At 73.3% G+C, this 14,196-nt stretch carries 4 protein-coding genes; 3 read left to right on the forward strand and 1 reads right to left on the reverse strand.

What is annotated here, in order from left to right; genetic code table 11:
- Positions 1 to 135 precede the first annotated feature (135 nt).
- The 3 genes from ACZ6N8_RS19665 (at position 136) to ACZ6N8_RS19675 (ending at position 13,513) form a co-directional block, all read left to right on the forward strand.
- The gene (locus ACZ6N8_RS19665; protein ID WP_466011710.1) at positions 136 to 1,377 is read left to right on the forward strand and encodes an MFS transporter; all 1,242 of its coding nucleotides are present in this window, start codon (positions 136 to 138) and stop codon (positions 1,375 to 1,377) included.
- Complete coding sequence (locus ACZ6N8_RS19670; RefSeq protein ID WP_466011712.1) at positions 1,374 to 12,206, forward strand: amino acid adenylation domain-containing protein; 10,833 nt, start codon at positions 1,374 to 1,376, stop codon at positions 12,204 to 12,206. Before ACZ6N8_RS19665 ends, ACZ6N8_RS19670 begins: the two co-directional genes overlap by 4 nt.
- A gap of 71 nt (positions 12,207 to 12,277) precedes the next feature.
- Positions 12,278 to 13,513 carry a low temperature requirement protein A gene (locus tag ACZ6N8_RS19675; protein ID WP_466011714.1) on the forward strand — a complete coding sequence of 412 codons (1,236 nt, stop codon included), beginning with the start codon at positions 12,278 to 12,280 and terminating at the stop codon, positions 13,511 to 13,513.
- Between the two features lie 11 nt (positions 13,514 to 13,524).
- On the opposite strand, the gene ACZ6N8_RS19680 is transcribed toward ACZ6N8_RS19675, so the two are convergent.
- The gene (locus tag ACZ6N8_RS19680; protein WP_466011716.1) at positions 13,525 to 14,136 is read right to left on the reverse strand and encodes a TetR/AcrR family transcriptional regulator; all 612 of its coding nucleotides are present in this window, start codon (positions 14,134 to 14,136) and stop codon (positions 13,525 to 13,527) included.
- Between the last annotated feature and the right edge of the window lie 60 nt (positions 14,137 to 14,196).

Genomic DNA, 14,196 nt, shown 5'->3' on the forward strand with positions numbered 1-14,196 from the left:
CCGACCAGGCCCATTGTGCATCGCGGGATCCGCGCTCTTTCGGTCATTTCGACGGAATGCGAGAATCGCGTGTTAATGGCGGCGGTGGGTTCGCCGCGACGGGCGTGAGGGCGGATCAGGTTGCGCCTGCCAACGATGGGGGTCCGCACGGCGCGGCCCCTTCGCCTCGTCATAGCCGCACAGGCCTCGTCCACCTACGGCAGTTTCCTCAACATGGTGGCGCTGGGGCTGTTCACTCTGGACCTCACGGGATCCACAGTGCAGACCGGGCTGTTCATGGCCGTGCGTCTGGCTGCCGGGGTCGTCATGGCGCCGGTCGCCGGAGTTCTCGTCGGCCGGTACACCCGGACCGGCCTGATGGTCACCGCGGACGTGGTGTCGGCCGCCATGCTCGTGCTGCTGGTCGTGGTCCCGGTGGGAGCGAAACTGGCGGTGCTCTACGGGCTCGCCGTCGTGCTCGGCGCCGGCCAGGCCCAGTGGGGTGTCGCGCTGCGCAGCGGGCTGCCCGACCTGGTCGGGCCCGAAGGGCTGGCCCGCGCCAACGCGCACCTCGTCACGGGCCGTTCGACGGCCATGCTGCTCGGTTTCGGGACCTCGGGCCTTCTGGTCACCCTGCTCGGCTACCACGCCGCGTTCCTTGTCGACGCGGCTTCCTTCGCTGTGTCCGCGCTCCTGCTGACCAGGGTGGGGAGCTGGCGCCCGGCGGCCGCGCCGGCGCGGGCGCGACAGGCCGGCCACCAGCCCGGCCCGCGCCTCTCGCGGGCGCTGTCCGGGCTCGCCCCGGTGGTGCTGGCGATGATCGCGGTCCGGGCCGCCGACGCCTTCGGCTCCGCGTCGCACAACGTGGGGCTACCTGTGTACGCGAGTCTGACCCACCCCGACGCGCCCGCGTCGTTCGCGGCCCTGTTCACCACGGCATGGGCGGTCGGCAGCCTCGTCGTCGGCCGCTGGTTCGCCCGCGCGTCCGGGCACCGCGACGCCGGTCGGGCCTCCCCGACGGCGTTCGGGATCGCCACCTGCGCGATGTCGATGCTGTTCATCCTCGCCTTCACCGGCCCACCGTTGTGGCTCCTGGCCGTCGTGGTGCTCATGGCCGGGATGGCGGACGGCTACGCCGAGATCACCTACACCACCCGCCTGCAACAGGTCGATCCGTCCCGCCGGGCCCAGCTGTTCGGCCTGGCCGGCGCCGCGCAGAACGCCGGGTTCGGCCTCGGGATGGTCGTCGGCGCCTTCGCCCTCGACCAACTTCCCCCGCTCCCGGTGGTCGCCGCCGCGCACGGGCTGGCGCTCGTCGCCGCAGTCGTGTTCGTCATCGCCCACGCCCGCCCCCGGCCGCACCGACCCGCTGTACAGAAAGTCGAGGTTGCCCCGTGAACCCAGCACCGTCCGTCCGACCTCCCGCGATCAGCTCCGGCCCGGACGTGCCGGACGATGCCGCCCACCCCCGCACCCTGGGGGAGGCGCTCGTCCGGGCGGCCCGGGACTTCCCCGGCAGCGGCATCCAGGTGGTGGACGCGGACGGACGCGAGGAGTTCCTCGACTACCCGAGCCTGCTGGCCAGGGCAGAGGCGTCGTTGGCCGGTCTGCGGGCACACGGGGCGCGGGCGGGCTCGTCGGTCATCCTGCGGATCACGTCCGGCGCCGAGTACTGGCCCCTCTTCGCCGGCTGCGTGCTGGGGGGCATGATCCCGCTGACCGTGGGTGCCCTCGGCGGTTACGACGCCGACGCCCCGGGTGTGGGCGCCCTCCTGCACGCCTGGCGCCGGCTCGGGGAGCCGCTCGTCGTGGGCGGCACGGACGACCACGAGGTGCTCGCCCGCCTGGCGGTGCGGGACCGGGTGGTGGCGGCGTCCGAGCTGACTGCCGGGGGTGACCGCCGGCAGGGGCCGTCCCTCGGCGAGGCGGGCCGGATCGAACCGGCCGACGACCCGGAGGCGGTGGCGCTGCTGCAGCTCTCATCCGGCAGCACGGGCACCCCCAAGATCATGCCCCTGACCCACCGGGCGCTCGCCGAGAACGCCGTCGGCGCCCGCGAGATGCTCGACATCGGCCCGAGCGACGTCCTGCTCAACTGGCTGCCGTTGGACCACTCCGCGGGCCTGCTGCTCTACCACGTCGCTGGGATCTTCCTCGGGGCCAGCACCGTGCACGTCGCCACCGAGATCGTGCTCGCCGACCCGCCGCGCTGGCTGGAGCTGATGCGGCGGCACCGGGTGACGCACAGCTGGGCACCGAACTTCGGGCTACGGCTGGTGGCCGACGCGGTCGCGCGTACGCCGGACCGGCGGTGGGACCTTCGCGACGTGCGATGCCTGGTCAGCGGCGGGGAACAGTGCCTGTCGGAGACGATCGAGGCGTTCCTGGCGGTCAGCGGGATTCCGGTGGCGGCGGTGCGTCCCGCCTGGGGCATGTCGGAGACCACCACAGGCATCACCTACGCCCGCTACGCAGCGCCCGGCGCCCGGCACCGCCTCCGTACCTCGAGTCTGGACGGTGACCTGGAGTGGGCCACCGAGGACGACGCCCCGGAGACCGTCACCGAGTACCTGTCCGTCGGACGCCCCGCCCCGGGAACCACAATGCGGATCGTCGACCACGACGGCACGGTGCTCCCCGAGGGTCGCATCGGCCGCCTCCAGATCACCTCGGCCCGGGTCACGCGCGGATACCTGGACGATCCGGAGGCGTCCCGGCTCGCGTTCCCGGGCGGAGACGACTGGCTCGACACGGGCGACCTCGCGTTCATGCGGGAAGGGGAGATCGCGATCACCGGACGCGCCAAGGATCTGATCATCCTCAACGGACAGAACCTCCCCAGCCACGAGGTCGAACGGGTGGTGGGCGAGGTGCCCGGCGTACGCGCCGGTCTGGCCGCCGCGGTGGGCGTTTCGAATCCCCGCACCGGGACCGAGGCGCTTGTGGTCTTCTACGTCCCCGACGACACCGACGTGCCCGTCGAACGGGTGGTCCGGGGCGTCACGTCCGTGGTGGCCCGGCGCTGGCAGGTAACGCCTGAGGCGGTCCTCGCGGTGCCGGCTGACGAGTTCCCGCGTACCTCGGGCGGGAAGATCCAGCGCGCGGCGCTGCGCCGCCGCTACGTGGCCGGGGAGTTCCTTACGCCGGGCCGCGACGGCGCGGACGCCGCCGTCGCCGGCGCGCTGCCCGCCGCGCCCGGCCACGCGGAGGTACGGGCCCTGGTGGCCGACATCCTCGCCGACCTGACCGGCGCTGCGGTGGACCCCGGTGTGCCGTTCTACGAGCTGGGCGTCGGATCGGTCGAGATGGTTCGGCTCCGGTCCCGCCTGGAGCAGGCGCTGGGCCGCCGGATCTCCGCGCCCACGCTCTTCGCCCACCCCACGGTCCACGCGCTCAGCGCCCATCTCGCCGCCACCCCCGGCGCGCCGTCACCGGCGCCGATCGAGGCGAAGACACGGGACCGGCGCATCGCGGTGATCGGCATGGCCGCGCGGTTCCCCGGTGCGGACACCGTCGAGCGGTACTGGGCCAACCTGCTCGCGGGGGTGGAGAGCATCCGCTTCTTCACCCCCGCCGAACTGGTGGCGGCCGGAGTTCCGCCGGAGACGGCTGCCGCTCCCGACTTCGTCGCCGCGAGCGGCACCCTCGACGACATCACAGGCTTCGACGCGGCATTCTTCGGCATCTCCGCGCGGGAGGCCCAGATGCTGGACCCGCAGCACCGACTGTTCCTCGAGACGTGCCACCACGCGTTGGAGGACGCGGGGCACCCGGGCGACGGCCCCGGTCTTCGCACCGCCGTCTACGCGGGCAGCGGGATGAACCTGTACCCGCACCACAACTACCTGCGGCACCAGCTCGGGGAGTTCACCGGGTCGGCCGATCCGGTGGCGTCGATCGGGGCGGCGCTCGGCAACCAGCCCGACTTCCTGGCCACCCGGATCGCCTACCGCCTCGGGCTGACCGGGCCGGCGATCAACGTGCAGACCGCCTGCTCGACCTCCCTGGTGGCGGTGCACCTGGCGGTGCGGTCCCTGCTCGACGGGGAGGCGGATCTGGCCGTCGCTGGCGCCGTCGCGCTGCACGTGCCGCAGGTGACCGGTTACCGGGCCACTCCCGGGTCCATCCTGTCGTCCCGCGGGCGCTGCCGACCGTTCGACGCCGACGCCGACGGTACGGTCGGGGGCAACGGTGTCGCCGCGGTGGTCCTCAAACCGCTCGACCGCGCCCTCGCCGACGGGGACCGCATCCACGCGGTGCTCCTCGGCTCGGCTGTCAACAACGACGGCGCCGGCAAGGTCGGCTTCACCGCCCCCGGCGTGTCCGGCCAGGTCGACGTCGCCCGACGGGCGCTGGATGTCGCGGCGGTGCCGGCCGGGTCGATCGGCTACGTCGAGGCGCACGGCACCGGCACCGCCCTCGGCGATCCGGTGGAACACCACGCCCTGGCCGAGGTGTACGGCGACGCCCGGCCGATCCTCGGCTCGGTCAAGGCCAACATCGGCCACCTGGACAGCTGCGCCGGCATGGCCGGTCTGATCAAGGCGGTCCTGACCGTCCGCGACGGCCGGATTCCCCCGCAGATCAACTTCACCCGGCCGAACCCGGCGATCGAGCTGGCCGACGGCCCGTTCACGATCGTCACCGACCGCACCGACTGGCCGCAGGCCTCCCACCCGCGCCGGGCGGCGGTGAGCGCGCTCGGGGTGGGCGGCACGAACGCCCACCTGCTCGTCGAGCAGCCGCCGGTGCCCCGCCCGGTCGGTGAGTCCCCGGGCCAACCGGCGCCGGGACTGCTGCCCCTCTCCGCCGCCGACCCGAGCGCGCTGCGGGAACTCGCCGCCCGATACCGCGACCGGCTGCGTTGTCAGCCGGAGCTGCCGATGGCGGACGTGGTCTCGACCGCCGCCCGGGCCCGCCGTCATCTGCGACACCGCCTGGTCGCCCGCGCCAACTCCACCGCCGCGCTGGCCGACGCCCTGGACGGTTACCTGAGCGGCGTCGACGACAGCAGGGTGCGGGTCGGGCAGGCCGGCGCGGAGACGCCCGGCTCGGTCGCGCTGGCCTTCCCGGGCCAGGGGGATCTCCGTGGGGTCGTCCTCGACCTCGCCGATCGCTTCACTGTGGTCCGACAGGTGCTCGACGAGGGGGCCGAGGCGTACCGGCGGGCGGTCGGCGGCGACCTGGTCGCCCGACTGCGCGAGCGGCCGGGCGCCGGCACCCGTCCGACCGACGTGGCGCAGCCGGCCCTCGTCGTCACGGGCGTGGCGCTTGCCGAACTGTGGCGGTCCTGGGGGCTGAACCCCGGCTGCCTCGTGGGGCACAGCGTGGGGGAGTACGCCGCACTCGTCGCCGCGGGCGCCCTGTCGCTTGCCGACGCGGTCACGCTCACCGCCCATCGTGGCCGGCTCATGCAGCAGGACATGCCGCCCGGCGCGATGCTCGCGGTGCTCGCGGACGCGGACGTCGTACGGGAGCTGGTCGCCGGGAGCGAGGTGGAGGTCGCCGCCCACAACGGTCCGAAGCAGTACGTGGTCTCCGGGCCACCCGAGGCGGTGCGGGCGTTGGCCGTCCGCGCCGAACGGCTCGCTGCGGTGACCCGTCCGCTGTCGGTCGACCGGGCGTTCCACTCGGCGGCAGTGGAACCGGTGCTCGACAGGTTCCGGCGCGTGGTCGAGGGGGTCACGGTACGGCCGACCCGGGTGGCGGTGGTCAGCACCGTGGACGGGCAGGTGCGGCGGGCGGGCTGGCTGCCCGACGTCGACTACCTGTGTCGCCAGGCCCGCCGGCCGGTCCTGTTCGACGCCGCGGTGCGCACCCTGCACGAGCAGGGCGTCGCGACGGTAGTGGAGGCGGGACCGGACGGTGTGCTGAGCGGGATCGCCAGGGGCGCCGGGTCGGAGCTGCGGTGGGTGCCGTCGCAGCGCAGGGAGTTGGCACCCGTCGACGGGGTCTGGCAGGCCGTCGCGGAGCTGCACGTCGGCGGAGTCGGGGTGGACTGGGCGGCGCTCACCGCCGACTGCGGCGGCCGGCGGACGTCGTTGCCGGCCTACCCCTTCCAGCGGCGGCGGTTCTGGGCCGAGAAACGAGGACCTGTGGAGCAGACCCCGCCGTCGGCGGCTGGCGTACCGGCCGAGGCCGTCGCGGCAGCTCCGCCGGTCGCGCCCGACCGGGAGGGGCAGCTCGACCCGGCGGTGGACGCAGCGCTCACGCGGGTGCTGGCCCTGACCGCCGAGCGGCTCGGCGTGGACGCCACCGAGATCGACCCGGACGAGACGTTCCTCCAGTCCGGCGCGGACTCGCTGCTCCTGATGACCATGTCCCGGGAAATCAACAACACGTTCGGCGTACGGATGCCGGTACGCGACCTGTTCGGCGCGGTAGGCACCCCCCGCCGGCTCGCCGAGGCGGTGGTCGGCGGTGCCTCACCGGCGACGAACCCGGCGCGTCCGCCGGTCCCGTCGACCGTGCCCGTCCCGTCGACCGCGTCCTCGCCGGGGCCGGTGGCGGCCGACCCGGCGACCGCGCGCGCGAACGGCACGCCCCCACCGGCGAGCGCAGGGCCACCGGCGGACGCGGCCACGCCGCTGCCCGGCGGCCCCGGGGAGGTGTCGGCCGACCTGGTCGCCGTCGTGAACCGCCAGCTCGACCTCATGCGGGACCAGCTCGCCCTGCTCGGGGGCGGGACACCGGCACCGCCGGCCCAACCGCTGCCACCGGCGCAGCCCGCGCCTATCCCGCAGCCCCTGGTCGCCCGGCAGCCCGTGGTCGCTCCGCGGCCGGCTATCGCCCCGCAACCGGCGCCGGCCGACGCTGTCGACTTCAGCCTCTACTTCTTCGGCGACTACGCCGAGCAGGGCCGGGCCGACTCGTACGAGGTGATCCTGGACGCCGCCGAGTTCGCCGACGCGCACGACTTCCACGCCGTGTGGTTGCCCGAGCGGCACTTCCACTCGTTCGGCGGGATCTTCCCCAACCCGTCGGTGCTCGCCGCCGCCCTGGCGGTGCGGACCCGCCGGTTGCGGCTCAACGCCGGGTCGGTGGTGCTGCCGCTGCACCATCCCATCCGGGTCGCCGAGGAGTGGTCCATGGTGGACCGTCTCTCCGGTGGCCGGGTCGGTCTCGGCTGCGCGCCCGGTTGGCACGCCAACGACTTCGTCTTCTACCCGGACAACTTCCGCCGCCACAAGCAGGTGATGTACGAGAACCTGGACACCGTCCGGCGGCTGTGGCGTGGCGAGGCCGTCCAGGCCCGCTCCGGCACCGGCGAGGACATCGACGTCCGGCTCTTCCCCCGTCCGGTGCAGGCCGAGCCGCCGATCTTCACGGCCATCGTCGGCAACCCGGACAGCTACCGCGAGGCCGCCCGCCGGGGCCTGGGCGTGGTGACCAACCTGATGACGCAGGACGTCGCGCGGCTGGCGGAGAACATCGCCCTGTACCGCCGCACCCGCGCCGAGCACGGGCTCGACCCCGACGCCGGCCGGGTAGTGGTGCTGATGCACACGTACCTCGACGACGATGCCGAGCGGGCCCGCGCGACGGCCTTCGAGCCGTTCTGCGCGTACCTGCGCTCGTCGTTCAGCCTGCTCGGGCAGGTGGTGAACAGTCTCGGGATGAACATCGACCTGGCCGACACACCCGACGACGACGTCCGGTTCGTGCTCTCCCGCGCGTACGAGCGGTACTGCGACGAGCGGGCCCTCATCGGGTCACCGGAGAGCTGCCGGCCGGTCCTGGACCAGATCCTCGCGGCGGGCGCGGACGAGATCGCCTGCTTCGTCGACTTCGGCCTGCCGGCGCAGGCGGTCCGGGACGGGCTGCCGGTCATCGACACGCTGCGCCGGGCCACCCGTCGCCGGGAGTCCCGACCCACCGCCGAGGTGGTCGACACGGCACCGCTGTCCCCGGGGCAGCGGCGGCTGTGGCTTGCCGAACAGACCCATCCGGGCACCCCCGCGTACACCGAGGGCGCCGCGGTGCGGCTGCACGGCACGCTCGACCCGGTCGCGTTCCGCGACGCGGTGCAGGACGTCGTGGACCGGCACGCCCCGCTGCGGACCACCTACCGCGAGATCGACGGGGAGCCCCGCCAGATCGTCCACCCGCGACTGGAGGTCGCCATTCCGGTACGCGACCACGTGGGAGCCGACGAGGAGACAGTCGTACGGGAGGCGATGGCCTCGGTGAGCGGGCGTCTGTTCGACCTCGTCGAGGGCCCGTTGTTCACCTTCGAGCTGCTGCGCCTCTCCCCGACGCGGCACGTGCTGGTGATGGCGTTCCACCACCTGGCCACCGACGGCGGCTCGTACGCCGTGCTGACCCGGGAGGTGTCGGCGTGCTACCAGGCCCGGGTCGCCGGCCGGACGCCGTCCCTGCCCCCGCTGCCGGTGAGCTATCCGGAACTCACGCGGGCCCGTGCCGCCGCCGACGAGCCCGACAAGCACCTCGACTACTGGCTGAACCAGCTCGACCCGCCGCCACCGACCCTGGTCCTGCCGTCCGACCGGCAGCGGCCGGCCGTCCCGTCGGCCGCCGGTGAGAGCCTCTTCGTGGACTTCCCGGCCGACCTGGACGAGCGGATCCGACGGTTCAGCCGGGCCGAGGGGGTGACCCCGTTCAGCACGCTGCTCAGCGCGTTCGGGGTGATGCTGTTCCGGTACAGCGGCCAGCCCGACCTGGTGGTGGGCACCGGCACCAGTGGACGGGACGAGAACTCGCAGGACCTGATCGGGTTCTTCGTCAACACGGTGCCGCTGCGACTGGACCTCACCGGCGACCCCACCTTCCGGGACCTTGTCGCGCGGATCCAGGCCAGCGCGGTCGACGGGTACGACCACGTCGTCCCGTTCGACGTCCTGGTCCACGCGCTCGCCATGGACCGGCAGGTCGGACACCATCCGCTCTTCGACGTCGTCGTCGAGTACGAGAACGGCGACGAACTCTTCACGTTCGACCTGCCCGGGGTGACGGCGACGCCCCTGCGGGTCGGTCTGGACAAGGCGCCCGTCGACCTCATCGTCTACCTGTCCCACCGGGACACCGTGCACTGCCACGTCGAGTACCGGACCGAGGTGTTCGACCGCACCACCGTGCGGCGGTTCCTCGACGACGTCCAGCGGGTGCTCGACCAGGCGACCCGGCAGCCCGGTGATCCGCTGTCCCGCCTGGCGACACGCCTCGACGCGCCGGCCGGGCAGCTCAGTGGGCCGCGCACCGAACCGCTCGCCGAACGGCTGCACGACCCGTTCGTCAGGCAGGCGTCCCGCACGCCCGACGCCGTCGCGGTGGTCTGCGGCCAGACCCGGTGGACGTACCGGGAGCTGCACCGGCGGGCCGAGCTGTTGGCCCGCCGGATCGCCGCGGCCGGGGTGGGACCGGACGACGTCGTGGCGGTGCTCCTGCCCCGACGGCCCGAACTCGTCGCCGCGCAGCTCGCCGTCCTGATGGCCGGTGCCGGGTTCCTCCCCCTCGACCCGGCGCTGCCGACCGCGCGCGTCGGTGCCCTGCTGGCCGACAGCGACGCACGGCTGCTGCTCACCACCGCCGAGGTCGACCACCCGAGGGAGGTGGCGTACGTCCTCGTGGAGGAGCCGGTCAATCCGCACCTGCCGCCGCCCTCGCGGGTGCCCGCCCCCGAGCACCTCGCCTGGTGCGTGTACACCTCGGGTTCCACAGGCCGTCCCAAGGGGGTCCTGGTGCCGCACCGGGCCGCCGTGGACACGGTGTCCTGGCATGTGCGGGCGCTCGCGCTCACTCCTGCCGACACGGTGGCGCACGGCATGGGGTTGGGCTTCGACGCGAACCTCGCCGAGATCCACCCGGCTCTCGCCGCCGGCGCCACCGTCCACCTCGTCCCGGCGGAGGTCCGGTCGGACCCGGCTGCCCTGGTCGACTGGTGGTCCCGGCACGGCGTCACGGTGGCGCTGCTGCCGGCGCCCCTGGCCGAGCTGGTCTTCGCGCTACCGGATGCCGCGCCCGCCACTCTCCGGACGCTCGTCGTCGGGGGCAGCCAGCTGCGGCGTCGCCCGCCCGCCGGCTTCCCCGCGGAGGTGATCAACGCCTACGGGCCGACCGAGTGCAGCATCGTCACCACTGCCGGCCCCGTGTCGCCGGCCGGCGACGGACCCGTCGACATCGGCACCGCCGTGGACAACAGGCGGCTGCATCTGCTGGACCCCGAGGGCCTTCCGGTGCCACCGGGCGCGGTGGGGGAGTTGTACGTGAGCGGCGCCGGTGTGGCGCGCGGCTACCTGGGGCGACCCGCCGACACCGCCGCGGCGTTCGTGCCGGACCGGCACCAGCCCGGCGAGCGGATGTACCGCACCGGCGATCTCGTCAGGCTGCGCGGAAACGGCACCCTCGAATTCGTCGGCCGGTGGGACGACCAGGTCAAGATCTCCGGGCACCGGGTGGAGCCGGGCGAGGCCGCCGCCGAACTGGCACTGTTGCCAGGTGTACGGCAGGCGGCGGTGATCGCCCGCCACGACCGGGGCGACGACCCCTACCTGGCCGCGTACGTGGTGACCGACGAGACCGACGGGCCGGCCGGCGCCCGGACCGCGCGGCTCGCCTCGCTGCTGGCTGATCGGCTCCCCGCGCATCTGATGCCGGCGGCCTGGGTGCTGCTTGACGCGCTGCCCACCACCGACACCGGCAAGGTGGACACCGCCCGCCTGCCGGCGCCGGCCGCCGCGCCCGCCGACGAGCCGCCCCGCACGAGTCAGGAACGGTTCGTCCACGATGCGTGGTGCGCTGAGCTGGGGGTGTCCCGGTTGTCGGTGGACGTTCCCTTCACCGCGGCCGGTGGCCACTCTCTCGCCGCCGTCCGTCTGGCCAACCGCCTGACCGCGCTCGGCGAGGTCACGGTGAGCGTGCACGAGGTGCTGCGCAGCCGTGGCATCCGGGACCTGGCGGCGGCCCTGTCGCCGAAGGGTGGCGACGCGGTCGTGGACCGGGCGCCGGTGACGTACCAGCAGGAGCTGATGTGGCGCCGCCAGCGTCAGGCGCCCAATCCGCCGGCCGTGCACATGGCGGTGCGGATGGATCTCACCGGCCGACCCGACCTGCCCGCTCTCGGACGCGCGGTGGACGGGCTCGTCGCGAGGCACGAGGCGCTGCGGACCCGCCTGGTGGAGCGCGACGGTGAGCTGATCCAGGAGGTCCTGCCGGCGGACGGGGTGGGCCTGCCCGTGGTCGACCTCCGCGCGGACCAGGTCGACGAGTGGTGCCTACGCGTCGGACGGGAGACCTTCCCCGACGATGCCGGCCCCTGGCTCCGGACCCGACTGGCCCGGGTCGACGACGAGACCCTGGTGCTGATGCTCGTCGTGCACCACCTGAACGGCGACGGGTGGTCGATGCTCCAGCTCCTCGACGAACTGGGGCGCGGGTACGCCGCCGAGCGCGGCGACGCGACGATCCCGCTGCCACCCCCGACCACCTACCTGGAGTACGCGCGCCGGCAGCGCGCCACGCCTGTGGCGCCTGACGTGCTCGCGTACTGGCGACGTCAGCTCGACGGCGCTCCCCGCGCGGTGGCGCTACCCACGGACCGGCCGCGGCCGGCGCGGTTGTCGGGTCACGGCGAGGAGTTCACCTTCGACGTCCCGGCCGAGTTGACCGCGCGTGTGACACGCTTCGCCGCCCGCAGTGGCAGCACGATCTTCCCCGTGCTGGCGGCGGCCTACGCGTGCCTGATGCGCGAGCTGACCGGCAGCGGCGACATCGTGCTCGCCTGTCCCTACGCCCACCGCGACGACCGGACCTTCGAGTCGGTGGTCGGTCTGTTCACCAGTCCTCTGCTGCTGCGGCCACCGCTTGCCGCCGCGACGTCCTTCACCGAGCTGGTGGCCGGCACCGAGCGGGCGTTCCTCGACGCGATCCGGCACCAGCCGGCGCCCCTGCCCGCGATCTACGCAGCGGTGGATCCCGAGTGGCACGCCGGTACGCCGCCGGTGGCCACCCTGCTGTTCGGGATGAATCCGGGCGTACCCGAGGTCGAGTTGCCCGGCCTGACGGTGCAGGTGACGGACCAGGGGCTCGGCTGCGCCCGCCGGGACTTCTCCATGGTCGTCACGCCGTTCGCCGACGGCCTGCGTGGCGTGGTCGAGTACTCCACCGACCTGTTCGACAGCTCGACGGTGCAGGCCTGGTGTGGGAGGTTCCTGGACCTCCTGCGCGAGAACCTCGTCGACGCCGGGCGGCAGGTGGGCCCGCAGAGCTGACCGCGGGCTGGCTGACGCAACCCCGCCGACCTCTGATCGTTGGGCGACGAGGGGTGGGACGGAGGCGGTCGATGGCGGCGGGGCGGGGTGCCGTACTGCTGCGTCCTCCCGAGAGTTCGGGCCGGGCCACGTTCCTGGAGCTCTTCTTCGATCTGGCGTTCGTGGTGGCCCTCACCCGGGTATCGCAACGATTCGCCGGCCTGGGCGACGACACCGGCTGGGCGCTCGCCGAGGGGTTCGCTCGTACGCTGCTGCTCTTTCTGGCGCTCTGGCTGATCTGGTCGCACACCGCCTGGATCACCAGCCGTTACGAGCCGGAGCAGCCGGTCGTCCAGGCGGTAGTGGTCGGCACCATGTTCGCCGGTCTGGTGATGGCGGTGACGTTGCCACGCGCCATGGAGGAGCGGGCGGTGCCGTTCGTGGCCGCGTACCTGATGGTGATGGTGGTGCGGCCGCTGGTGGTCGCCGCCGCGCTGGGTGGCCATCCACGACGGAGAGTGCCGTTGCGGCTTGCCGTGTGGGCTGCCGCGACCACGCCGCTGTGGCTGGTCGGCGCGTTGGGACCGGACCGGTTCCGCCTGTCGCTGTGGGCCGTGGCCCTCGCTGTCGACTACCTCGCCTGGACCCTGGGTTGGCCGCTGCCCCGGCTCGGCGCTTCGAGGATCGGCCGCTGGCGGATCGCCGGGACGCATCTGGCCGACAGGTACCAGCAGATGGTTCTCATCGCCCTGGGTGAGTCGATTCTGGTCCTCGGCACGGTTTTCGGCGGCGCCGACTACTCCGGCCTGCGGGCGGCCGCCTTCGCCGTCGCGTTCATGACAAGCGCGCTGCTCTGGCGGATCTACTTCCACCGCGCCGGTCTGCTGCTGACCGAGGCCCTGGCTCGGTCGGGTACGCCCGGCCGGCTGGGCGCGATGTCGGAACGGACGCATCTGCTGATCGTGCTCAGCGTGCTTGTCACGTCGGTCGGCTATGAGTTGGTGATCGACGACCCGTTCGGACCGCCCCGGCCCAGTTGGCTCCTGTTCGTGGTCGGCGGTCCGATGCTCTTCCTCGTCGCCCGCGCACGGCTGGAGCACGAGATCTTCGGCCGGGTCACCCGATCCCGGTTGGTCGGCCTGGTGGCGCTGCTGCTGGTCACGCCGGCGTTGGCCCGCTGGGCGCCGATGGTCGGGCTGAGCGTGGTGGCAGGCGTGCTGGCCCTGGTCGCGCTCCTGGACGCGCGGCGGAGTCGGGGACGGCCGGCGGAGGTCCCCGCCTCACCTGTCGCGGGGGAGACGTCAGGGGATCGCGACTCGGAGGCCTGACCCCGTCGTCGTCACGAGCGGGTGGAGTCGCTCGCCCGGCGCTCGGTGTTGATTCGCAGCAGTCCTTCGACCCCCGACAGGAAGGTGTCGGACACCAGGGACGGGTCGAAGAGGCATCCGGCTGCCATGGCGCCGTCGCGGAGCATGACGAAATGGCGCGCGGCGGGATCCGCCGTCTCCGGGTGGACCTGGGCCATCAGCGTGGTGAGCGTGTCCAGGAACCACCGCCGGTGGGCGATGATCTCCTGGCGTACGGGATTGTCGGCGTCCGGGTATTCCGCCGCGGCGTTGAGAAAGGCGCATCCGCGGAACCCGGGGGACTGGATGTGCTCAGCGACGGAGCCGGCGATCTCCAGGAGGGGGTCGACCGCCGACTGGTTGGCGGCGATGGCCGCGTCGACCCTGCCGCGTTCCATCTCGTGGACCTCACGCAGGTAGGCGAGGATGAGGTCTTCCTTGCTGGGGAAGTGCCTGTAGAAGGTGGCCCGGGTCACCTTCGCCTCGGCGATGATCCGGTCGACGCCCACGGAGTGGATGCCCTCGGCGTAGAAGATCCGGGTCGCCGTGGACAGGAGACGCTGTCGGGCCTCGGAGGGCCGGGTGTCGGTGTCGCCGCGTGCCATGCCACCACGTTACCGGATAGAACGTTCGGTCTGATGCGTCTCGCGGATGGCCGCCCGTGC

The sequence above is a fragment of the Micromonospora sp. NPDC047521 genome (genome assembly GCF_055587305.1).

Bases quoted from the DNA above. Each gene is read 5' to 3' on its own strand.
- ACZ6N8_RS19665 (WP_466011710.1), top strand. From the start codon at position 136: ATGGGGGTCCGCACGGCGCGGCCCCTTCGCCTCGTCATAGCCGCACAG.
- ACZ6N8_RS19675 (WP_466011714.1), top strand. From the start codon at position 12,278: ATGGCGGCGGGGCGGGGTGCCGTACTGCTGCGTCCTCCCGAGAGTTCG.
- ACZ6N8_RS19680 (WP_466011716.1), bottom strand. From the start codon at position 14,136: ATGGCACGCGGCGACACCGACACCCGGCCCTCCGAGGCCCGACAGCGT.